At 48.0% G+C, this 22,291-nt stretch carries 19 protein-coding genes and 3 pseudogenes; 15 read left to right on the top strand and 7 right to left on the bottom strand.

The window, feature by feature from the left end; translation table 11 throughout:
- Positions 1-7: 7 nt before the first annotated feature.
- Together MJ595_RS10645 and MJ595_RS10640 are read right to left on the bottom strand one after the other, a co-directional pair.
- Positions 8-1,333 (bottom strand): transposase, encoded by a 1,326-nt coding sequence (locus MJ595_RS10645; protein WP_263078492.1) that lies wholly within the window; start codon positions 1,331-1,333, stop codon positions 8-10.
- Positions 1,334-1,873: 540 nt separating this feature from the next.
- Positions 1,874-3,211 (bottom strand): IS1380 family transposase, encoded by a 1,338-nt coding sequence (locus MJ595_RS10640; protein WP_263078015.1) that lies wholly within the window; start codon positions 3,209-3,211, stop codon positions 1,874-1,876.
- An 89-nt stretch (positions 3,212-3,300) separates the two neighbouring features.
- Here MJ595_RS10640 and MJ595_RS10635 point away from each other — a divergent pair, with 89 nt between their 5' ends.
- Positions 3,301-4,407, top strand: a complete 1,107-nt coding sequence (locus tag MJ595_RS10635) for a hypothetical protein (RefSeq protein ID WP_263322275.1) — start codon at positions 3,301-3,303, stop codon at positions 4,405-4,407.
- 100 nt (positions 4,408-4,507) lie between these two features.
- Here MJ595_RS10635 and MJ595_RS10630 read toward each other — a convergent pair whose 3' ends face one another.
- On the bottom strand, positions 4,508-5,833 hold the full coding sequence (locus MJ595_RS10630; RefSeq protein ID WP_263078492.1) for a transposase: 1,326 nt from the start codon (positions 5,831-5,833) through the stop codon (positions 4,508-4,510).
- A gap of 291 nt (positions 5,834-6,124) precedes the next feature.
- Here MJ595_RS10630 and oppB point away from each other — a divergent pair, with 291 nt between their 5' ends.
- The gene (gene oppB, locus MJ595_RS10625; protein WP_263322274.1) at positions 6,125-6,940 is read left to right on the top strand and encodes an oligopeptide ABC transporter permease OppB; all 816 of its coding nucleotides are present in this window, start codon (positions 6,125-6,127) and stop codon (positions 6,938-6,940) included.
- A gap of 98 nt (positions 6,941-7,038) precedes the next feature.
- On the opposite strand, the gene MJ595_RS10620 is transcribed toward oppB, so the two are convergent.
- Positions 7,039-8,373: a transposase gene (locus tag MJ595_RS10620; RefSeq protein ID WP_263078000.1), complete on the bottom strand. Its 1,335-nt coding sequence runs from the start codon at positions 8,371-8,373 to the stop codon at positions 7,039-7,041.
- Positions 8,374-8,498: 125 nt separating this feature from the next.
- Here MJ595_RS10620 and MJ595_RS10615 point away from each other — a divergent pair.
- The 6 genes and pseudogenes from MJ595_RS10615 to oppF form a co-directional block, all read left to right on the top strand.
- Positions 8,499-8,669: pseudogene (locus tag MJ595_RS10615) on the top strand (ABC transporter permease subunit); the annotation flags it as partial.
- A gap of 8 nt (positions 8,670-8,677) precedes the next feature.
- Positions 8,678-9,613: an oligopeptide ABC transporter permease OppC gene (gene oppC / locus MJ595_RS10610; protein WP_263322492.1), complete on the top strand. Its 936-nt coding sequence runs from the start codon at positions 8,678-8,680 to the stop codon at positions 9,611-9,613.
- 3 nt (positions 9,614-9,616) lie between these two features.
- A pseudogene (locus MJ595_RS10605) lies at positions 9,617-10,225 on the top strand (ATP-binding cassette domain-containing protein); the annotation flags it as partial.
- 105 nt (positions 10,226-10,330) lie between these two features.
- Positions 10,331-11,806 carry a hypothetical protein gene (locus MJ595_RS10600; protein ID WP_263078329.1) on the top strand — a complete coding sequence of 492 codons (1,476 nt, stop codon included), beginning with the start codon at positions 10,331-10,333 and terminating at the stop codon, positions 11,804-11,806.
- 27 nt (positions 11,807-11,833) lie between these two features.
- Positions 11,834-12,223 (top strand): annotated as a pseudogene (oppD, locus tag MJ595_RS10595) (oligopeptide ABC transporter ATP-binding protein OppD); the annotation flags it as partial.
- Entirely contained in the window at positions 12,220-13,203 is a 984-nt protein-coding gene (gene oppF / locus MJ595_RS10590) for a murein tripeptide/oligopeptide ABC transporter ATP binding protein OppF (protein WP_263322273.1), read from the top strand. The pseudogene oppD and the gene oppF, both read left to right, overlap by 4 nt.
- Positions 13,204-13,298: 95 nt before the next feature.
- Here oppF and arfB read toward each other — a convergent pair whose 3' ends face one another.
- The 3 genes from arfB to MJ595_RS10575 form a co-directional block, all read right to left on the bottom strand.
- The gene (gene arfB / locus MJ595_RS10585) at positions 13,299-13,712 is read right to left on the bottom strand and encodes an alternative ribosome rescue aminoacyl-tRNA hydrolase ArfB (RefSeq protein WP_263322272.1); all 414 of its coding nucleotides are present in this window, start codon (positions 13,710-13,712) and stop codon (positions 13,299-13,301) included.
- Entirely contained in the window at positions 13,709-14,008 is a 300-nt protein-coding gene (locus MJ595_RS10580; RefSeq protein ID WP_263322271.1) for a DUF2288 domain-containing protein, read from the bottom strand. Before MJ595_RS10580 ends, arfB begins: the two co-directional genes overlap by 4 nt.
- A 218-nt stretch (positions 14,009-14,226) precedes the next feature.
- Positions 14,227-14,949 carry an SDR family oxidoreductase gene (locus tag MJ595_RS10575; protein WP_263322270.1) on the bottom strand — a complete coding sequence of 241 codons (723 nt, stop codon included), beginning with the start codon at positions 14,947-14,949 and terminating at the stop codon, positions 14,227-14,229.
- 124 nt (positions 14,950-15,073) lie between these two features.
- Between MJ595_RS10575 and MJ595_RS10570 the strand changes: the two genes are divergently transcribed.
- The 7 genes from MJ595_RS10570 to MJ595_RS10540 all read left to right on the top strand — a co-directional run bounded on the left by MJ595_RS10570 (position 15,074) and on the right by MJ595_RS10540 (position 22,291).
- On the top strand, positions 15,074-15,946 hold the full coding sequence (locus MJ595_RS10570) for a LysR family transcriptional regulator (protein ID WP_263322269.1): 873 nt from the start codon (positions 15,074-15,076) through the stop codon (positions 15,944-15,946).
- A gap of 631 nt (positions 15,947-16,577) precedes the next feature.
- A complete protein-coding gene (gene rsxA, locus MJ595_RS10565) occupies positions 16,578-17,162 on the top strand; it encodes an electron transport complex subunit RsxA (protein ID WP_263322491.1) in 585 nt (194 codons plus the stop codon).
- Positions 17,163-17,169: 7 nt separating this feature from the next.
- Positions 17,170-17,769, top strand: a complete 600-nt coding sequence (gene rsxB, locus MJ595_RS10560) for an electron transport complex subunit RsxB (protein WP_263322268.1) — start codon at positions 17,170-17,172, stop codon at positions 17,767-17,769.
- Positions 17,766-19,796, top strand: a complete 2,031-nt coding sequence (rsxC, locus tag MJ595_RS10555; protein WP_263322267.1) for an electron transport complex subunit RsxC — start codon at positions 17,766-17,768, stop codon at positions 19,794-19,796. The genes rsxB and rsxC overlap by 4 nt, the downstream gene beginning before the upstream one ends.
- Entirely contained in the window at positions 19,793-20,866 is a 1,074-nt protein-coding gene (gene rsxD / locus MJ595_RS10550) for an electron transport complex subunit RsxD (RefSeq protein ID WP_263322266.1), read from the top strand. Before rsxC ends, rsxD begins: the two co-directional genes overlap by 4 nt.
- Before the next feature lie 22 nt (positions 20,867-20,888).
- Positions 20,889-21,569 carry an electron transport complex subunit RsxG gene (gene rsxG / locus MJ595_RS10545; protein WP_263322265.1) on the top strand — a complete coding sequence of 227 codons (681 nt, stop codon included), beginning with the start codon at positions 20,889-20,891 and terminating at the stop codon, positions 21,567-21,569.
- Positions 21,566-22,291, top strand: a complete 726-nt coding sequence (locus tag MJ595_RS10540) for an electron transport complex subunit E (protein WP_263322264.1) — start codon at positions 21,566-21,568, stop codon at positions 22,289-22,291. The genes rsxG and MJ595_RS10540 overlap by 4 nt, the downstream gene beginning before the upstream one ends.

The following is a 22,291-nucleotide window of genomic DNA, read 5'->3' as shown; positions in this document are numbered from 1 at the left end:
CCGCTATTTATGCCGCTTTTTTCTTTTCTTTGACTATTCCGTCAGTCAAACTATTAAAATTGAACTCATATTTTTGGCTATATCGGTTCCAGCCCTCACGAATAGGTAATCTGGGGATAATTCCTGCGAGTGCAAATCTTAGCATGCCAGCGGTGGTTGTATCCTGATCCCGCCAAGGAATCCTTGAAATGCCCACGCTTGCTTGATTTTTACAGACGGTCAACAGTTGCAATAATGCGTATCCAGCCATCTTCAGATGCATCCACCGCAACAGAGTTCTCAGCTTTTGCTGCCATAACTGGCGGCAACCAAATGAATGTTTAATTTGCTGAAACATGGGTTCAACCGGCCATCTTTTCGCATAAATACGAAGGATGTCTATACCTTCAAGTCCAGTATTGGTTGCAATGAATATACGGCTTTCTGTCAGTCCTTTATCATTTTCAAACCGACCCCAGACAACCCGAACCTTGCGGCCTTTCAGGAAGCGAGCCCGACATACCCGGGTGCGATAACGTATCTTTCGAAATCTGCCGTATATTCTTACGGTTGTTTGATATTCCGGTAGCTTCTCCACTTCCGGGGGCGTCATTTTGATGCCATACTTTTTGGGTCGCCCACGTTTTTTTGCAGTGGACTCCAACGGTAAGGCATACAATGCCCGGTTTAACGGGATTTGCCCTACTACTTCATAGCCCATTTCCAGAACGGGTTGCATTAGCGTCCAGTTCATATACCAACAGTCTGTCAGCAAGCGCAGTCCTTGCACCTTCACCTCTTGCCTCACTACTTTTAGCATGGCAACAGCGATTTTTAGCTTACTGGCATTGCCTGAAGCAGGAGATGGAAAGGAAAGCACAGGGATGGCAGTAAATACTTCATCTTTAGCCCGCTCAAATACAACAGCCAGGGATACCCAGCATTGTCCCCAGATATACGTTGGCCGGTTCCTTTTTTTACTGTGCTGGTGATGGGTTCGGCAAGCGGGAGCCTTGTCAGAAAAACGCTCCACCACCCAATCATCAAGACCAATGTTGATAAGTTCACCCCGTGGTACTTTTGAGCATACCAGCTGAATGAGCCGGCATGCGAGGCTCCTCCACCGCCACTTGCCTTGAGAGAGCCAATGGTGGTAACTGCTCCATACGCATTGAAAGTTATTAATAGATAACAGCGCCTGAGTGACAAAGCCTTGCCCGGATAGCATGCAGCCAAAAAGAAGTTCGCAGAACGTAGGTACTGCTGTTGGGGATAGCGCTGAAGCAAGAAACGTTGTATATAAGGCAAGCTCCCGGAGGATCTCTTTATGATCTGAAGTGAGCATAGCAACCATCTTTGTATTTTGTTTGGAGATGGTTGCTATTAACCGATTTCAGATGAAAATCGTACTATTGTTCTTTGGTAACTCTAAAGTCGAGAAGGGGTTAATAGCCAGTAAAAAAGCTGTGGCTGGAGTGAGGGCTGCATAATGAAGGAATAGGTATTGATAAACAACCATAGGTTACCACTATGAAACGATCAGCTTTTTATTGTTATTTTATTATTGTTATACTGGCTTTTTCCATACATGGCAATGCAATGTTTGAAAGTGATGGGTCAGAGATTGAATGTGGAGCTGGAAAAGCAGTCGATACTGGGTTGCTAAAAACCTGAATCCGTGATTTCTTGATTTGCCCGGCAGTTTTGAAAATGTGCTGATTAATTTTTTCCTTTGAAAATAACTCGGGTTATTGATTGAAGTGTTTTTATGTCGTTTTTAAGCATAAATGCTGATCAAAATATCATCAAACTTGAAGACAGGTTGAAAGAAGCCCTACCGTTATCAATACAGTACTTTCTCATTTATGGCATTTTTTTCTATCTCGCTATTCAATCAACAAAGTGCATGCTGGCTTATTAATTGATGGAAAGACCTGAAACCAGGACAGTAACGACCAAAGCGTAGCCGGTATTGATGTCCTTTTTTCAGAAGACGGGCAGCCAGGTAGATGAGTTCCTGTATCACGGTTTTTAACCGGCGTCGTTTGGCTTTATGACGTACCGGCGCATCTGGCCCGAGCAAGCAACTCTGCCCCATGTAGCGCAGAATGTTATAGACCAGTGCACCCAAACACATCACCAGGTCGTTGGTGTCAAACTTGCCTGAAGGCAGGCGCTCTAAATCCATATCAGTCTTCAACTCACTGTGAAACTGCTCGCTGGTCGCATGATCCTCATAAAGATTAATGATCTGATCATCGCTGTAGTCAGCTTCGCTGAGTGTTGTCCACCATCCTTCCAGCTCATAATCGGGTGTCAGAAATCTCTGCCCTACAGTATCAGTGGTACGCTTGATAATGCGAATAATCAGACGCTGGTTACCATAGTTGGTTTCATAGACGGTTGAGAGTGTCGCATAACTCTTTCCTGGACGCGACTCCTCCCATTTGACTTGCTTTTCTTCAAAAATGGGGAGCCAGTGTTCCTTGGTGTGATACTTTCTTGGGTTGAGCTTGATAATGTGATTCACACCTTTGAACCCGGCGATTTCCCGGCGCGATTCCTCAGCATCGTGGCCACTATCAAGGCGAACCAGAATAGGCGCTCGGGTCAAACGTCGGCTGCGGTGCAGCACTGCTTGTAAAAAGCCAATAAAATCATTCTGGGAGTGCTGAGAGCCTGGGCGTAATTCACATCCCAGGCACCAGCCTTCGCAGCCAAAGTAAGCGGCAATAGGGGCATAACCAAAGAATTTTTTATACGTGTACTCGACCCCCTCCTTTTTGGTATTGCTGTTATCCATAGGGAATACGTCGATATCCAGTGGTATGTGCTGCTTCTTATCGAGTTTTTTCGGAAGGGGTGTGACGGGCACCTGAAGATTAACCAGGACATCGGTAAGGCTGTCCTCGATGAAAGGAATCAGTTGGGCGGCATCTTCATTGAAACGCTGTCTTAAGCGGCTGGCTGAAGGCATTTGTTTAATGCCCATTGCCAACCGGAACCAGTCGTTATCCCGGTTATTATCAACATTATCAAAATCACTTTTACCCTGAGCCAGTTGGCCGCAGTAAGCTCTGATCAGGTCGATATGAGTGATACGGTGCCTTTTTTTTATTTTGCGCAGGGATTTGCTTAACGCTGTCTTTTTGTTGAGTGCATGACCAACGAAATAAAGCCCTGCGACCGGTGTATAAAATTCCGTCTGTGATTGTTCAATTTTCAGTTTCACAAAAATGCACCCAGGTGGTGAAAATTAGAGTGGGTGCATTTTAACTTGGAACTTACGTTTTGTGGTTGATCCAGAGGAGTTGGGCTACAGTGAACTCACGGATTCAGGTAAAAAGAAAGCTTGCTTCTGTTAGACGGGTTGAGGAAATTTCCTCTATTGATGAAACTTTAAAGAAAAAAGATATTCCTGGTTATCCTTTAAATGGAAAGTGTTTGGCAAGAATAGGTGGCTGGACAACTCTTGTGGAGGAAGGTGAATTTAATAAGGGTGACCTTGTTGTTTTTTGTGAAATAGACTCTTTTTTACCGAAAGATATAATTTCATATCTGGGTGAATCTTTGAAAAAATCGAACATACATAAGGAAAAAACCCTGGATGATGGGAGGTATGGTTATTGGGTGTCTACTAAAAATATTAATGGAATCCTTACGCAAGGAGCAATATTATCTATTGCTGTGCTTGGTGAAAAGGTTTGTGATTACAAGCATGGAGATGATGTCACTGATATATTAAAGGTGACTAAATACGAGACACCATTGGATGGGGATTGTCAAGGAACAAAAGTTCCTGGTTTTATTCGTGCAGCAAGTGAAGAGCGAGTACAGAATCTGGGAGAATGCTTTGATACTTATAAAGGGTTAATGTTTTTTGTTTCTGAAAAATTGAATGGTACAAGCGTTACCTATTTTATAAAGGATGGAGAGTTTGGTATTTGTTCAAGAACAAAGAAATTAGAAAGACCTGCACAAGATCACCATAACTGGTATTGGAAGATCGCTGAAAAATACTCACTTGAGGATAAACTTAAAGAAAGCGGGAAGAATATTGCTATTCAGGGAGAAATTGTTGGCCCTAATATAGAGGGTAATATTTATAAGTTAATGGAGCATGAATTATACATTTATAATATATTTGATATTGATCTTCAGCGGTATATAAGTAAGAGCGATATGATGGCCAGAGCGATGGAATTAGAGCTTAAGACTTGTCCAGTACTTTATGAAAGTATTACAATTCCGGACACGATTAAGGATCTGCTAAGTATGGCTAATGGCTCCTCTGCTTTAAATCAACGCTTTTTAAGAGAGGGGATGGTATGTGTTTGTGATGGGGATAATGGTAGAGTTTCGTTTAAAGTTGTTTCCAATGTTTATCTTGCCAGTAAAGATAAAAGCTTAACTTTAGAGTTAGTATGACATGAACGTTTGGTTATATTTTAAAAATTGTGTGCAAAAATACATCCAAACGTTTTTTCAGATTCGGTATTATTCTTGATTATTGCGTTGTTGCCGCTATTTATGCCGCTTTTTTCTTTTCTTTGACTATTCCGTCAGTCAAACTATTAAAATTGAACTCATATTTTTGGCTATATCGGTTCCAGCCCTCACGAATAGGTAATCTGGGGATAATTCCTGCGAGTGCAAATCTTAGCATGCCAGCGGTGGTTGTATCCTGATCCCGCCAAGGAATCCTTGAAATGCCCACGCTTGCTTGATTTTTACAGACGGTCAACAGTTGCAATAATGCGTATCCAGCCATCTTCAGATGCATCCACCGCAACAGAGTTCTCAGCTTTTGCTGCCATAACTGGCGGCAACCAAATGAATGTTTAATTTGCTGAAACATGGGTTCAACCGGCCATCTTTTCGCATAAATACGAAGGATGTCTATACCTTCAAGTCCAGTATTGGTTGCAATGAATATACGGCTTTCTGTCAGTCCTTTATCATTTTCAAACCGACCCCAGACAACCCGAACCTTGCGGCCTTTCAGGAAGCGAGCCCGACATACCCGGGTGCGATAACGTATCTTTCGAAATCTGCCGTATATTCTTACGGTTGTTTGATATTCCGGTAGCTTCTCCACTTCCGGGGGCGTCATTTTGATGCCATACTTTTTGGGTCGCCCACGTTTTTTTGCAGTGGACTCCAACGGTAAGGCATACAATGCCCGGTTTAACGGGATTTGCCCTACTACTTCATAGCCCATTTCCAGAACGGGTTGCATTAGCGTCCAGTTCATATACCAACAGTCTGTCAGCAAGCGCAGTCCTTGCACCTTCACCTCTTGCCTCACTACTTTTAGCATGGCAACAGCGATTTTTAGCTTACTGGCATTGCCTGAAGCAGGAGATGGAAAGGAAAGCACAGGGATGGCAGTAAATACTTCATCTTTAGCCCGCTCAAATACAACAGCCAGGGATACCCAGCATTGTCCCCAGATATACGTTGGCCGGTTCCTTTTTTTACTGTGCTGGTGATGGGTTCGGCAAGCGGGAGCCTTGTCAGAAAAACGCTCCACCACCCAATCATCAAGACCAATGTTGATAAGTTCACCCCGTGGTACTTTTGAGCATACCAGCTGAATGAGCCGGCATGCGAGGCTCCTCCACCGCCACTTGCCTTGAGAGAGCCAATGGTGGTAACTGCTCCATACGCATTGAAAGTTATTAATAGATAACAGCGCCTGAGTGACAAAGCCTTGCCCGGATAGCATGCAGCCAAAAAGAAGTTCGCAGAACGTAGGTACTGCTGTTGGGGATAGCGCTGAAGCAAGAAACGTTGTATATAAGGCAAGCTCCCGGAGGATCTCTTTATGATCTGAAGTGAGCATAGCAACCATCTTTGTATTTTGTTTGGAGATGGTTGCTATTAACCGATTTCAGATGAAAATCGTACTATTGTTCTTTGGTAACTCTAAAGTCGAGAACCATATAGATATTCACAAATAATTTTAAATGTCTTTACAGGGGATCTATATATCATGAAAAATTGGGCGCAAAATCACGCCTGCCGCCTGATATAGCTACAGACAACATCAAGCTGTAGGTCAAAATGATATTATGCCAGCGGACTGTCACGCCTCTCTTAAGAATTCCAACAGTCCGGCTGTCAACATAATAGAGAACAATATATGCTCAAATTTGTTGTTAAAAGACTGGCCATAGCCATTCCCACATTGTTGATTCAGGTTACTCTGTCGTTTTTCCTGATGCAGGCCGCGCCAGGCAGTCCCTTTACCGGGGACTTTAATATGCCACCGGAGATCCTGGCCAACCTGGAAGCCAAGTATCACCTGAATGAACCCCTGTGGAAGCAATACGCCTTCTACCTGTGGGATCTGGTTCACGGTGATCTGGGTCCTTCCTTCAAATACAAGGACTACACGGTTAATGAACTGGTGGCACAAAGCTTTCCAGTTTCAATGACCATTGGTATCGCTGCCTTTATTGTCACAGTTATCAGTGGTGTCACCCTCGGAACCATTGCCGCACTGAAACAGAACTCCTGGCTTGATTACATCATCATGATTTTTTCTATGGTTGGCGTGGTACTGCCTTCTTTTGTTATTGCTCCACTGCTGGTTCTGGCATTTTCGGTTTCTTTGCACTGGTTACCGGCCGGAGGCTGGAATGATGGCAGCTGGCAAAATATGGTACTGCCTGTATCAGCCATGGCAATTCTGTATATGGCAGCCATTGCCCGGATTATGCGCTCCAGTATGATCGAAACCCTGAACAGTAACTTTATCCGAACCGCTAAAGCCAAGGGCTTGCCCACTCATTACATTATCCTGAAACATGCCCTGAAGCCCTCCATGCTGCCTATTGTTTCTTATCTCGGGCCTGCCTTTGTGGGTATTATTACCGGCTCGGTGGTGATTGAGACAGTGTTTGGCCCAGCAATTCCCGCAAACCAGATTCCGGCTGGCACATTTTCAGTTAATTAAAAATGATTTTATCGCGGATGAACAGAGCCAGACTGCTGCTATATCGGCAGTCGGTTTTAATGACAGGTAACACAGGTCACAGGGCTAACATCAACGCTCTATGTCGTATCGACAGTCAGCAACTTCAAGCTCACACTTCGCCCTTCAATGATAGCTGTAAATACGTCTGTCCAGTTATCAATGCAGAACCAGTCAAACAGCCCTCGTATGGCATGCCAGAATGCCTTTTTAGACTTTTTTATCTTGAGCGCTTCCTGGAAGAGCTTGCAAGACAGTTGTTCTATCTGGTTGATGAGGAAGGCCGTAAAAGTCAGGCATGCCAGATTGCTGGCCAGATGCTGCTTTCCGTGCCCGTAATTGTGTTCGAGATGGTAGCCCTGTGTTTTCAGTGTATTGAACGTTTCGTTTTCAATTTTCCATTTAGCGCGTGCTCCTCGCATGAATTTATTCACGTTCTCGGCTGAAAGCTCAATGTCCGTGACCCAGGTGTTGACGTACTTCTTGTTGCCCTCTGGATCAATTTCTATATATTCGAGAAAGTTAACCAGCACATCCGGGTGTGACTTGTTAATGGGGGCACCATTCACAAACCGGAACCAGTGCGTAAACCCTTTATCATCGGTATATTCATAGCGCACCACTTTGTCTGCACAATCCAGCTCATCGACGGCCTGGTATAACGACTCATGGGTTGAATCCTTTGCCACCATAATGAAGCTATAGCCAAAGGACTTTACCAACTTGATGGTCGGTCCATCTGAGTACAGGTCATCAAAAGTCAGAACCAGTGGCAGGTGCGGATGCTCTCTGGATAAATTCGCCAATAGCCGCTTGAGCGCTACCTTCTCACAATCATTCTTTGACGCATCAACTTGTTTGATGATGGGTTCAGGCATTAAAGGTAATACTTCTTTCTTGCCCGGCTTTACCAGACAGCAGGCCAGTAACTGATGGTAGTATTGCGGATTTTTGCTGCCTGGCTTTTTTACACAACACTCAGGACAACTAATCTTCCCTGAGCAAAAGTGCCCCGTACCATCGATAGGCGCAAGATACCCTTCCTCAAAATAAGTGAACTGCTTAAGCCGCCCAGATCGTTGCACAAAGGCAAACAGGCGGGTAAAGAACTTCCTTAAATAGCGTGTTTCGATAGGGTCAATCAGATCCCTCAGATAGGTATCACTGGGGACACAGCTGACATTGTACATCGACTTTAAGTTCTTGAGCCTATCTGGGTTATTGACACAATCCTGATCAAAAGCCAGTAATGAAGGGTATTTCAGGTGCATGACTGCCAGGCCACTCATGACCGCATCATGAAGGACAATTTTGTCATGTTGGCTTTTCTTGCGAAAGTCTGGAATTTGACCCGCTTCATCAGAGACTATTTTGAGCAGTTTTTCAGCAATGGTTCTTGGTTTCGTTAGCGGCACAACATGAGCATCGTTATTATTATTGTGGTGAAATTCTACCGGATAGTCTGCGATTTTAGCAAGAGGCTACCAAGCTACAGCCCTTGTTATTAAGGGCTTTAATCAAGTCTGCGGGAATTGCTGTGTTTGGCCTGCCTGGTATTGGCCAGCATTTTGTTAATGGGGCACTGAACCGCGACTATTCCCTGGTACTGGGGCTGACCATCATTATCGGAGCACTAACCATTCTGTTTACGGCCATCGTTGATATTCTCTATGGCCTGATTGATCCAAAAATTCGTCTGGGGGGCTCATGACAGCCATTATGAAACACAGTTCTGCTATCAACCCTTCCATGGTCAGTCAGGAGAAAGCAGATGCACTGGAGGCCTTTTCCAACGAACTGGATGTGGAAGGCCGCAGCCTCTGGGCTGATGCCCGTCGCCGCTTTTTTAGCAATAAGGCAGCCGTCGTCAGCCTGTGGGTTCTGCTTGCAGTCCTGCTGCTGATTGTATTTGGTTCCTGGCTAAGCCAGTTTACCTACGATGAAATTGACTGGGCCAATATGGCAGCACCGCCGTCTTTTGAAACCGGCCATTTCTTCGGTACGGATCACCTGGGGCGGGACCTGTTTGTCCGTACCCTGGAAGGGGGCCGTATCTCCTTTATGGTGGGAGCCATGGGAGCGCTGGTTGCCGTCATTATCGGTACGCTTTATGGAGCCATGGCCGGATTTCTCGGTGGTCGAACTGATAATATCATGATGCGTACCCTGGAAATCCTGCAATCCTTTCCCTTTATGTTTCTGGTGATTCTGATGATCACCTTCTTTGGCCGTTCTATCCTGCTGATCTTTGTGGCCATTGGGGCGGTGTCCTGGTTGGATATGGCAAGGATTGTCCGGGGCCAGACCCTGAGCCTGAAGAGCAAGGAATTTGTGGAAGCTGCTATTATCTGCGGTGCCAGCTCCCGGCAGATTATCCTGCGCCATTTGATCCCTAACCTGCTGGGTATTGTGGTGGTTTACGCTTCCCTGCTGGTACCCGGCATGATTCTGTTTGAGTCCTTCCTGAGCTTTCTGGGTCTGGGAGTACAGGAACCCATGACCAGCTGGGGCGCCCTGGTGAATGAAGGTGCCATGTCCATGGAAGTGGCTCTCTGGCAACTGGTGTTTCCCACCTCCTTTCTCGTAATCACCCTGTTCTGCTTTAACTTTATCGGTGACGGGCTGCGGGATGCCCTGGACCCCAAGGATCGCTAACCTATGAATTTACTGGATATTCAAAATCTGCAGATTAAATTCAGTACCCCTGATGGTGAAGTCACTGCCGTTAATAACCTGAGCTTCTCCCTGGCTGCCGGGGAAACAATGGGGCTTGTGGGCGAATCCGGTTCCGGCAAAAGCCAGACCGCCTTTGCCCTGATAGGGCTACTAGCCAAAAATGGTCGTATAGAAGGCTCCGCAAAGTTTGAAGGGCAGGAGATTCTGAACCTGCCGGAAGCGGAGCTGAACTGCATCCGTGCGGAAAAAATCGCCATGATCTTTCAGGACCCCATGACCTCCCTGAATCCTTATATGAAGGTGGGTTCTCAACTTATGGAAGTACTGCAACTCCATAAGGGTATGGGTAAACAGGCTGCTTTTGAAGAGTCGGTACGCATGCTCGATGCGGTAAAAATGCCGGAAGCCCGCAAACGTATGGCCATGTATCCCCATGAGTTTTCCGGGGGCATGCGCCAGCGTGTGATGATCGCCATGGCATTACTCTGCAATCCCAAACTATTGATTGCCGACGAACCCACCACCGCCCTTGATGTGACCGTTCAAGCCCAGATTATGGAACTGCTGAACGAACTAAAGAGCGAATTTAATAGGGTGAAAGTCTCAAATTGACCGAGCTTCTTCAGCTTGCCAACCGGGGAAAGTAGTAGGCAGCTATTTTTTCAATGCTTAAACAGAAGGCAGCCAATCACAGGTATGATGTTGATAGCACACAACACCTTGCCAGTGAGAGGCCGCCCCATGGAAGTATGTCAGCTACGGACTGAAGCCGCCACCATTTCTTGTGATGCGATTCAACGGTTAGGCCACCAATTGCAGGCTCTGCGAGAGTCTGGCAATCCTATCAGGCACTTTGAAGAGTTTGAGCAGACCGTTAATGCTCTCTTTAATCAAGCTCAGCAAGATTTTTTAGCAGAGGCGCTGGCTGAGCTTGATATTGATACCCCAGCTATTGAGGTCAGCGGGATCACTTATAAGCAGGTGTTGCGCAGTTATAAAACCTACCAGACAGCGGTTGGTTCAGTCCGGGTTATGCGAACACTTTACCGTAACGGCAAAGAGCCGTGTATCGTGCCCATGGAGTTGAAAGCCGGGATCGTGGAAGGCTTCTGGACGCCTCGGGCTGCAAAGCAAGCTGCCTGGGTTGTTGCTCAAATGTCTCCCGGTGAAGCAAAAAGCCTCCTTGATCTCATGGGAGGTATGTCTCCCTCAGAAAGCAGTCTTGCTCGTTTCCCCAGGCAATTTAATACTCAGTGGGAACAGCACCGTGAGCCTTTTGAAGAGATGCTTATTGAGAAACTTAACGTGCCCACCAATGCGGTCACAGTAGCCGCCTCCCTGGATGGCGTTATGCTGCCCATGAAAGATGGCAAACGAGTAGAAAAGCGAGCCAGGAGCGCTTCTGAAGGCAAACGGACTCAAGGGCCAACAGGTTGCAAGGAGGCCAGTTGCGGAACTTTGTCGTTTTACGATCAACAGGGGGAGCGTTTATCAACAGTCCGCATAGGACGAATGCCAGAAACTAAAAAACTCACACTCAAGCAGTCTTTGTCAGCACTATTGCAAGAAGCGTTGCGACAAAAGCCACAGCTGTCACTGGTCAAAGTCGCTGATGGCGCCAAGGACAACTGGTCATACCTTTCCCGGGAACTACCAGCGGGTGTTGAGGTTATTGATTACTACCACGCAGCCGATCACCTGAAGAAAGCATTTGACCAGGCTTATGGAGAAAACAGCATCAAGTCCAAAGAAAAGTTTGTCACTTACCGACACGTCCTCAAAGAGGAACTTGATGGGGTTGAGCGCATTATTAAAGCCCTGGCTTATCAGCATAAAAAGCATCCGCGCCGCTCAAAATTAAAGACCGAGCTGGAGTATTTCAGAAAAAATCGCCAGCGTATGCGCTATGCTGAACACTTGTCGAATAACCTTCCGATCGGCTCTGGTGTGGTAGAGGCAGCCTGTAAAACCTTGGTTACCCAGCGGATGAAGTGCTCAGGTATGCGCTGGAGAAATCCGGGTGGTCAGGGCATATTGACGCTTCGGTCATTAGTTCAGAGCCACTGGTTTGAAAATGGCTGGAAGTTATTTGCTGCAACTTATTGCGAGAAAGTCACCAAGGCTGCTACAAGCAATGTCATACCATTCCCTGAGAAAGGTGGCAGTGTTTAGTTGTGGTCAATATGAGACTTTCACCCATTTAATACTGCCATTATTATGATCACCCATGATCTCGGCGTGGTGGCAGGTATCTGTGACAAGGTGCTGGTGATGTATGCCGGCCGGACCATGGAGTACGGTACCACCAATGACGTCTTTTATGACCCGTGCCACCCTTACTCAGCAGGGCTGCTCAAAGCAATCCCAAGACTGGATACCGAAGGGGAAATATTGGCCACTATTCCCGGCGATCCACCCAACCCACTGAGTCTGCCCACGGGCTGCCCGTTCCAGGATCGCTGTGACTATGTGATGACACACTGCCGTCAGCAAACGCCACCGCTGGAAACCTTCGATAACGGCCGGAAAAAGGCTTGCTTCCTCAACCAGCCACCCATCGGCCATATTATCAGGGAGGGCGCTGCATGAGTAAACAACCCATACTGTCTGTTAAAAGCCTGAAGGTTCACTTTGCCATTCCCAAGGCCCGCAACTGGCCCTGGGAACCCATACCCACCTTAAAAGCGGTGGATGGAGTCAGCTTTGATCTCTATGAAAGGGAAACCCTTGGGGTTGTGGGTGAGTCCGGCTGTGGCAAGTCTACCCTGGCACGGGCCATTATTGGCCTGGCACCCGTCAAAGAAGGTGAAATCCTCTGGCGGGGCCATAATATTGCCGGTGCCACCAGCAATGACCTGCGAGCCATTCGCCAGGATATCCAGATGATCTTTCAGGACCCACTGGCCTCGTTGAACCCCCGGATGACAGTCGGGGATATTATTGCCGAACCATTGCGCAACTACCGGCCAGAACTGTCGAAGAAAGAAGTGCTGAATCAAGTGCGAGCGATGATGGCAAAAGTGGGTCTGCTATCCAATGTGATCAACCGCTATCCTCACGAATTCTCCGGCGGCCAGTGTCAGCGAATCGGGATTGCCCGAGCGCTGATCCTGAAACCCAAACTGGTAATCTGCGATGAACCGGTCAGTGCCCTGGATGTTTCTATCCAGGCTCAGGTGGTGAACCTGCTGAAGACACTGCAAAAAGAAATGGGCCTGTCCCTGGTTTTTATTGCCCATGATCTCAGTGTGGTCAAACATATCAGCGACAGAGTGCTGGTGATGTACCTTGGCAATGAAATGGAAATGGCCAAAGCCGAGCCATTGTACGACAACCCTCGCCATCCGTACACCAAGGCGTTGCTTTCCGCTGTCCCCATCCCTGACCCGGATCTGGAAAAGAACAAGGAGATTCAATTGCTGGAAGGGGATCTGCCCTCTCCTATCAAGCCACCCAGTGGCTGTGTATTCAGAACGCGGTGTCCTTTCGTAGGAGACAGCTGTACTTCCAGCAGACCCAGGCTGCTGGAAGTGAACCCGGAGCACTTTTCATCCTGTTCCGAAAACTAACCCTCTAATCAGAAAAAAAGCACAGGGCTTTCAATCCCCCTGTGCTTTTTGACTATATTTATTACCGGTATCACAACGGTCTCCGGGCTATCATGTTATTCACTCACCCTTCCCCTCATAGACTTGATTTGCCCACGTTGCTTTTTTTGATCCAGTCGTTTCTTTTTAGCAGCACGGCTGGGTTTCGTTGGTCGCCTTTTTTTAGGCACAAAAGATACACTGCGGATTAAAGCCACCAGCCGCTCCAGGGCATCTTCACGGTTTTTATCCTGGGTACGAAAGCGCTGCGCCTTAATCACGATAACGCCATCAGAGGTAATGCGCTGATCACTTAGCTTTAATAGGCGCTCTTTGTAAAAATCAGGCAGTGAGGAGGTGTTGATATCAAAGCGCAAATGAACGGCGCTGGATACTTTGTTTACATTCTGTCCGCCAGCCCCTTGTGCCCTGATAAATGAAATTTCAACTTCGGAGTCAGCAATCTCTACATTGTTGGATATTTTTATCATGTGCGATCCTGCACCAGCACCCATGGTCTTACCACTAAAGCCCAAAGTGCGGTATCCTCCTCAAACCACTTGCGAGCCTCCTGGTCTTGTACCTGCCTGAGACTGCCTTCCATCAGCCACTGTTCAACCTGTTGTTTATTATCAAGCGATATCTGGCAACCCACTTCAACCAGATCGAGCTGCCCATCCACCCTCAAAACCATACCCGAAGCAAAAAAGCGCTGTAACTCCTTCCAGGCAATTACTGAGGTTTCCATATTAAGTTTGGCTTTTAAAACTGCTATGTCTTCCTTCATAAAATCACATAATAAACGCTTTATGACGATCAACAGGCGAGACTAACACAATATTGATTTTAATTGGTGTATTTTGGCTGTGAGGTGCTGATAATGTATCAGGAGAGGGAAGGGGGCAGAAAATCACCCCACCAAGCCACTAAACAACAGCTATAGCGGGGAGGATTCAATCCGGTACACATCATTCCAGTGGGTTTGATCTACCAGAAAGACAGAAATTAAGGCTGCTGCCTGGTAGCTGCTACCACAATCTCCCGAACACAAACATTCTGTGGCTGGTTATAGGCAAATAATACACAACCGGCAATATCCTCTGCCCGGATCACACCGCCCATGCTTTCCTTCCAGTTATCATAGCCCGCCTTGATTTCATCGGAGGTGGTATGACTTAGCAGCTCTGTCTCCACAGCACCGGGAGCGATGGTGATTACCCGAACATCATCCATGGCCACTTCTTCCCTCAGGGTTTCTGTTAAGCCGTGAACAGCAAACTTGGTACCACAATAGGCCATATGATTTGCGAAGCCTTTAATGCCTGCAATAGAGCTGATATTAATGATGGTTCCCTGCTTGCGGCTTTTCATTTTTGCCAGGACACCATAAATGCCATTCAGCATTCCCATGACGTTCACATCCAGCATTTTCTGCCACTCATCCGGCGCCTGTTCATGGGCTTGCCCTAACAACATCACCCCGGCATTATTCACCATACAATCTACAGGACCATATTGACGTTCAGCTTCATCAATGGCATCAATCAGCGCCTGCCGGTCTGTTACATCAACCTTTCGGCATAAGGTATCAGGTAATCCCAGTGCTTCCAGCTTTTCTACCCTGCGGGCCAGCAGCAAAAGTGCATGACCCTGTTCACTAAAATGCCTGGCAATAGATTCACCAATGCCTGAGCTTGCTCCTGTTACAACCACCAATGATTTAGCCATTACAATCATCCTCCAATTCCAATAAAGTGATCAGGCGATGAAATGTACAGCCTCCAGCCTCCCTGGATAAAATACCTTTTAGTTAGAAGATCCATAATCTCAGGTTATGGATAGGAGTTTCCGAGTGGATATCAGACTACTGAAACAGTTTGTAGCAGTGTATGAAGAGCGAAGCATTTCCGGTGCGGCAGTTCGAAGTTTTATTTCCCAGCCCGCATTGTCAAACAGCCTGCGACAGCTTGAAGAAGAACTGGGTTGTCTGCTATTTAACCGAAGTAAGCAGGGCGTTATACCCACAGCCCAGGCAGAGCAACTCTACCCCATGGCCCTGCATATGATTAGTGAGCTGAATAGTATTCCCAACCTGTTTCAGGGCAGGCAAAGTACAGAAGCATTAAGGCTAACCGTTATGCCAGAACTCCCTCAACGTTATCTGGCCCGGGTTTTCAAAAAAATTCATCAAATCCTGCCAGAGATTGAGCTGGATCTGACCACGCAATCTACCGATGCCCATGCCAGAATCCTGCTGGAGAATATGAAAGAACAGGATGAGTTATTTTTACCTTTGTGGCATGAAAACTATGTATTCTGTGTCCATAAAAATCACCCCCTGTCTTCACATGAGCTGATCACTCTATCCCACCTTAACAATCAACCCTTTATTATCTGCCCTCCCTGCGAGGCTCATCAGCGAACCCTTGGTTTACTGGGACAACAGGGAATGGCGGTAAATATTGTTGCCAGAGTGGAAACCAAACATCAGGTGGCCATGCTGATTATGGCGGAAACCGGTGTCTCCTTTCTTCCTGAAGGAATGGTTGCCGAGTGGCCGGAACTGGTAATGCGCCCATTTCAGGGTATGTCTGATTATCGCCAGGTGGGGTTGGCCTGGCCCAGTGCAACTGTCCCCAGTCCAGTACTGAACCGGTTATTAAGTGCCTTTAAAGAAGGTTCACTAGTGCAGGAAAGCGTGAATATCCATACATCTATTGAATAAGTTGAACACCCGTATGCATTCCCAGCGGGGACACTGGGAACGAGATGCTTATCTTGTATGGATATTAACGCTTAGCGGCACTAGCTCAATAGCTACAAGCTGGACTATGGATTTCCACAATGCATTGCCAAACCAGTCAGGCTATAATCTCGCCGTTTTGGATAACCCCTAGGGGCTGTTGAGGTTTTATCATGAGCTCAGTGGTTCGTAAAGCGGCCTTACGCAAGGCGAACTGGTGCAGCGCGTAGTTATTCTACGTCAAGCCAGTTCAACACAGCCGGAAGGCCGCTTTACGAATCACCCGAAGGGCCAAAGCCAGCGCTTCCGTGCCGTCGTTACAGCAGCTTGAAAGACATCAGTACGTGTGACCTTTAGGTTATTCCTGCGCTGCTGCGCCTAGCCACGAAACCGCTGGCTTTGGCTGAGCACATGATAAAACCTCAACAGCCCCTAATAAGCCATGCCTTGAAACCTGTTTTATGGATATTTCATTTATATCTTTAAAAGCGTATTAACTGGCTGCACGGGGATATATACTTGACTGCCCTTATCAAGTATAAGGTACCGTTTCTTCAGGCTACTTGATGCAAATTACGCCAATTACCGAGCCCTTAAGTTAACAATGGAACAGATAAATGAACTGGTGCTGATCATGGTCAGTGCCATATTGGTCAATAACTTTGTCCTGGTTCAATTCCTGGGGTTATGCCCGTTTATGGGTGTCTCCAACAAGCTGGAATCGGCCATGGGCATGTCGCTGGCAACCACCTTCGTGTTAACTCTGGCCTCGATCTGTAGTTACTTAACCTATCAATATATTCTTCTCCCCCTGGGACTGGAGTTTCTGAAAACCCTTTCCTTTATCCTGGTGATTGCAGTTGTGGTTCAGTTCACCGAAATGGTGGTTCGCAAGGTCAGCCCTCTGCTCCATCGGGTGCTGGGTGTCTTCTTGCCACTCATCACCAGTAATTGCGCAGTGCTTGGCGTTGCCTTGCTGAATAGTAACCGGCTCGATAGCTCACTGGTGGACTCTGCCACCTACGGTTTTGGTGCTGCCGCAGGCTTCTCGCTGGTTCTGGTGCTGTTTTCAGCCATGAGGGAACGTATTGCCGTTGCTGATGTTCCAGCACCGTTCAGGGGTGCCGCCATAGGTATGATCAGTGCCGGTTTGATGTCACTGGCATTTATGGGCTTCACTGGCCTGATAAAGCTGTAGGGGTGGTATGGAACTTATTTTTTACGCCATTGCCGCGCTACTTGCCCTATCCCTTATTTTTGGTGCCCTGCTGGGATTCGCCAGCGTTAAATTCCGGGTGCAGGGTAATCCCATTGTCGACCAGATCAATGACCTGCTACCCCAGACCCAATGCGGGCAGTGTGGACACCCCGGTTGCAGGCCCTATGCCGAGGCCATTGCCAGTGGTGAGGCCATCAATAAATGTCCTCCGGGAGGACAGGCAACAATTAACGCCCTTGCCGACCTGCTTGATATGGAGCCAGAGCCTCTGGACGCAGAGCACGGTGCTGAAAAAGTCCCGATGGTTGCCTTTATTCGTGAACAGGAGTGTATTGGCTGCACCAAGTGTATTCAGGCCTGTCCAGTGGATGCCATTCTTGGGGCGGCCAAACAAATGCATACTGTTATTTCTGATGAGTGCACAGGATGTGATCTCTGTGTTGAGCCTTGTCCTGTAGATTGTATAGATATGGTGCCCCTGGAAGTTACTACTAAAAGCTGGAGCTGGAGCCTGCCGGTTGCCCCTGAGCAGGTTATTGCCACAGATCGCCGCCCTCACAATGAATCCGGAGGGCAAGCTGCGTGAATGATATTAGTATAAAAACCTTTCCCGGGGGCGTGCACCCACCGGAAAACAAAACCCAGTCCACAACCACAGCCATAGCATCAGTACCCCTGTTTAACCAGTACATACTGCCCCTTAACCAGCATTCAGGAACCCCGGGTAAACCACGGGTAAAGCCCGGGGATAAAGTGCTGAAAGGACAGATACTGGCAAGAGCCGCCAGTTTTGTCAGCGCTCCGGTTCATGCCCCCACATCCGGGACAATCCTGTCAATCAGTGCCCACACTGTACCTCATCCCTCCGGTCTCAGCGAGGATTGCATCATTCTGCAAAGTGATGGTATGGATCAGTGGTGTGAGCTCTCACCAACCCCGGACTACCAGCAAATAGAAGCGCAACAGCTGGTCGATCAAATATACGACGCAGGTGTTGTAGGACTGGGAGGGGCCGGTTTTCCCGCTGCCGTGAAAATGGCATCCCGTAAGGATGGTAAAATTCATACCCTCATCGTCAATGGCGCTGAGTGTGAACCCTACATTACGGCTGACGACATGCTCATGCGGGAACGGGCGAATCAGATCATAGGCGGTATTGATATCCTCAAGCACTTGCTAAACCTTAAACAGGTGCTGATTGGTATCGAGGATAATAAGCCAGAAGCCATTGCAGCCATGAAAGCCGCCTGTGCTGACCGCTGTTATGATGTAATCACTGTGCCCACCAAATACCCTTCAGGAGATGCCCAGCGACTCATCTATATGTTGACTGGCAAGGAAGTGCCCAACGATGCCCGATCTGTGGATATTGGTATGCTCTGCTATAACGTAGGTACGCTGGCAGCTATCCACGATGCCGTGATAGAAGGCAAACCCCTGATATCCCGAATTACCACGTTAACAGGGCAAGCGCTGTCACAACCTCAAAATGTCGAGGCATTAATTGGCACACCCATTAATAACCTGCTGACTGTTGCCGGTATTAACCGGAAAAAACTCCATAATCTGGTATTAGGTGGCCCCATGATGGGGTTCAGCCTGGATAGCACAGACGCTCCCATTATAAAAACCACCAACTGCCTGATTGCGGCCACATCACAGGAGTTCCCCCCAGCACCACCGGCACAGGCCTGTATACGCTGTGGCATTTGTGCCGAAGCCTGCCCTTGCTCGCTCTTGCCTCAACAACTGCTTTGGCACGCCCAGGCTCAAAATAATGAGCAATTAATCCATCACAATCTGTTTGACTGTATTGAGTGCGGTGCCTGCTCTTATGTTTGCCCCAGCAACATCCCTCTGGTGCAGTACTACCGGGCATCAAAAGACACCATTCGTATTCTTGAGGCGAAACATGCCAAGTCTGAACGGTCAAAACAACGTTTTGAGTTCAGACAGGAACGCCAGGAACAGGAAAAGGCGGAAAAAGAGGCTAAGCGAAAAGCCAATGCCGAGCGGGCAGCCAAGCTAAAAGCCGCCAAAGCAAACGCAGCCCAGACCAATGGTAAGACAGAGGATGATCCGGTCAAGGCGGCCATCGAAAGAGCCAAGGCCCGTAAAGCGGCAGCCGCTGGTAATGCTGGCACCACCAAACCCGCATTGTCTCCTGAGCAAAAAGAATTGAAAATTCAGTTATCCATGGCTCGGGCCCAACTGAAAAAAACCCAAAGGGCTTTGGCGCAGGCAGAGGCTTCCGGTAACGCACATATTGAAAAACTTCATGCTAATCTCGGCATGCTGCAAAATCAGGTGGATAAACTACAGAAAGATTTTGATCATCTGCCCTCAGGTACGGCAAAAACACCACCGCCCCCTGCTGACAACAAAAAATTGAAAATTGAGCACGCCCTGGCCAAGGCAGAATTAAGGAAAGCAGAACGAGCCTATGCTGAAGCTCTGGAAAAAAACAGTGCTGACAGGGATGCTCTAAAGGATAAAGCGGATGAGTGCCGCAACAAACTTGAAAAACTGGAAAAGCAGTTACCTTCAGCTTCCACATCCCCTCGCCCTCAGGCAAGCAAGCCCTCTCTCAGTGACGAGGCCAAGAAATTATGACCCTGGTTAGACAGACATCCCCACATGCGTTAGGTAGCAACAGTACCCAGCGCATCATGACACTGGTATTACTGGCTGCCCTGCCCGGACTGGCCGCCCAAACCTTTTTCTTTGGCTGGGGCACAGCCATCAATATTATCTGGGCCTCATTGGTGGCTTTAGGCTGCGAGGCCTTTGTACTGAAATTAAGACGTCGCCCCATCGACTTTTATCTTAAAGATGGCAGTGCAGTGGTCACCGCCTTGCTGCTGGCAGTAGCTATTCCACCACTGGCGCCCTGGTGGCTGACTCTGGTGGGCACCGCCTTTGCCATTATTATTGGTAAACAGTTGTATGGTGGTCTTGGCCAAAATCCATTTAACCCGGCCATGCTGGGCTATGTGCTGTTACTGATATCCTTCCCCCAGGAAATGACCCGCTGGCTTGCCCCCCTGGGAATAGAGGGAAGCCTTGCCAGTCTATCCCCGGGAGATAGCCTTTTCTCAGCCTTCTCCGCCATTTTCTCTTTGGGTCAGTCAACACCGGTTATTGATGCCGTCAGTATGGCAACCCCCCTGGATGTTGTGCGGGAAAACAGTAGCCTGACCATGCCACAGCTCTGGGAACAAAAGCCGGTTCTTGATGGACTCGGAGGACTAGGCTGGTTCTGGGTTAACCTTGGCTACCTGGCTGGCGGCCTGTTCCTGCTCTATAAAAGAGTATTTATCTGGCACGCCCCTGTGGGCATGCTGGCAGCACTAACCATTATGGCTACCCTATTCTGGGGAGGCAGTGGTCCGGAAAGCCATGGCTCGCCCCTGTTTCATCTGCTAAGTGGCGCTACCATGCTGGGTGCGTTCTTTATTGTCACAGACCCTGTCAGCGGCGCCACAAGCAACCGGGGCCGTCTGTTATTTGGTATCGGTGTTGGTATTCTGGTTTACGTTATCAGAGCCTGGGGCGGATACCCGGACGGTGTCGCCTTTGCAATCGTACTGATGAATATGGCAGCCCCCACCATTGACTACTACACCCAGCCAAGAACCTATGGCCATAAGAGGCCCAACAAAGGGTTACCAAAAAAAGAATGACCAGCCAGGTAAACGATAAACCATGAGCGAGAATACTAGCGAAAATCAACCCGGCACTATGGCTACACTGTTTCAGAGCATGGTTCGAAACAGTCTGGGCCTGGGTCTGTTCTCCATCCTGACAGTGGGCCTTATTTCACTGACCTATGTGCTGACCGGAGACAAGATAGAAGAGCAGGTACGTAACTACGAGGCAAAGGCCTTAATCGAAATACTGCCAGCTGAGACCCACGACAATGTGCTGCTTGATACAGCCATTTTATTGAAGCCTTCTAAGCTACTGGCCACACAACGGGAGAAAAAAGCTTACATTGCCCTGAACCGGGGAGTCCCCACTGCCGTGATTCTGCCAGCTGTAGCTCCCGACGGCTATAATGGACGCATTGAGTTACTGGTTGGCGTCAACAGGGATGGTACTCTGGCAGGTGTCCGGGTGGTGACCCATAAAGAGACACCGGGCCTGGGTGACAAGATTGATACCAAAATAACCCACTGGATTCTTGGCTTTACCGGCAAGTCCCTCACTAGTCCGGGCAGTTCTGGCTGGGCCGTCAAAAAAGATGGAGGCCAGTTTGACCAGTTCACTGGAGCCACCATTACGCCAAGAGCGGTTGTGGCTGCGGTCTATAGAACCCTTAAGTATTTTAAAGCCAACAAAGATTTCTTACTGAGTCCTGATAATTTGGAAGGATCGTCACTATGACTGATACAACCCAACCTACGGTAAAGGCGTCGCAGATCGCCTTACAGGGCCTTTGGAAAAACAACCCGGCTTTAGTGCAACTGCTCGGCCTCTGTCCTCTACTGGGGGTCTCAAACAGTGTGGTAAATGCCCTTGGTCTGGGCATTGCCACCATGCTGGTTGTAATGGGTTCCAATATTGCCGTTTCCCTGATCAGGCACCAGGTGAGTGATGCTATCCGGCTACCGGTTTTCGTGATGATCATTGCCTCCTTCACCACCTGTATAGAGCTACTCATGCAAGCCTATACTTACGAGCTATACCGGATACTGGGTATCTTTATTCCCCTGATTGTCACCAACTGTATCATTCTTGGCCGTGCCGATGCCTTTGCCTCCAAAAACCCTGTTTTTCTTTCTGCCCTTGATGGCTTTATGATGGGAGCGGGTTTTGCCGCGGTACTCGTTGTTCTTGGTGGCATGCGCGAGTTTATCGGGCAGGGAACCCTTTTTGCCAATATGGATCTTCTGTTGGGCCCTGTTGCTCAAGATTGGACTCTCATCATTATCCCTGATTACAAGCAGTTTCTGTTTGCCATACTGCCTCCCGGTGCTTTTGTCTTTATGGGCTTTCTTATTGCCCTGAAAAACATTATTGACCAGAAAGCAGAACAGAAAAAACTGGCCAAGAATCCTGCATCAACCACTGGCAGCAAACGTGTTCGGGTTACAGGAAGTGTTTGA

Source organism: Endozoicomonas sp. Mp262 (assembly GCF_025643335.1).
In the GTDB taxonomy this organism is placed as follows: Bacteria; Pseudomonadota; Gammaproteobacteria; order Pseudomonadales; family Endozoicomonadaceae; genus Endonucleibacter.
This window is presented reverse-complemented; position numbering and strand designations above follow the sequence as displayed.

Coding starts and splice junctions, on each gene's coding strand:
- MJ595_RS10645 (WP_263078492.1), bottom strand. CDS start 1,333: ATGGTTGCTATGCTCACTTCAGATCATAAAGAGATCCTCCGGGAGCTT.
- MJ595_RS10630 (WP_263078492.1), bottom strand. CDS start 5,833: ATGGTTGCTATGCTCACTTCAGATCATAAAGAGATCCTCCGGGAGCTT.
- oppB (WP_263322274.1), top strand. CDS start 6,125: ATGCTCAAATTTGTTGTTAAAAGACTGGCCATAGCCATTCCCACATTG.
- oppC (WP_263322492.1), top strand. CDS start 8,678: ATGAAACACAGTTCTGCTATCAACCCTTCCATGGTCAGTCAGGAGAAA.
- MJ595_RS10600 (WP_263078329.1), top strand. CDS start 10,331: ATGATGTTGATAGCACACAACACCTTGCCAGTGAGAGGCCGCCCCATG.
- oppF (WP_263322273.1), top strand. CDS start 12,220: ATGAGTAAACAACCCATACTGTCTGTTAAAAGCCTGAAGGTTCACTTT.
- arfB (WP_263322272.1), bottom strand. CDS start 13,712: ATGATAAAAATATCCAACAATGTAGAGATTGCTGACTCCGAAGTTGAA.
- MJ595_RS10580 (WP_263322271.1), bottom strand. CDS start 14,008: ATGAAGGAAGACATAGCAGTTTTAAAAGCCAAACTTAATATGGAAACC.
- MJ595_RS10575 (WP_263322270.1), bottom strand. CDS start 14,949: ATGGCTAAATCATTGGTGGTTGTAACAGGAGCAAGCTCAGGCATTGGT.
- rsxB (WP_263322268.1), top strand. CDS start 17,170: ATGGAACTTATTTTTTACGCCATTGCCGCGCTACTTGCCCTATCCCTT.
- rsxD (WP_263322266.1), top strand. CDS start 19,793: ATGACCCTGGTTAGACAGACATCCCCACATGCGTTAGGTAGCAACAGT.
- rsxG (WP_263322265.1), top strand. CDS start 20,889: ATGAGCGAGAATACTAGCGAAAATCAACCCGGCACTATGGCTACACTG.
- MJ595_RS10540 (WP_263322264.1), top strand. CDS start 21,566: ATGACTGATACAACCCAACCTACGGTAAAGGCGTCGCAGATCGCCTTA.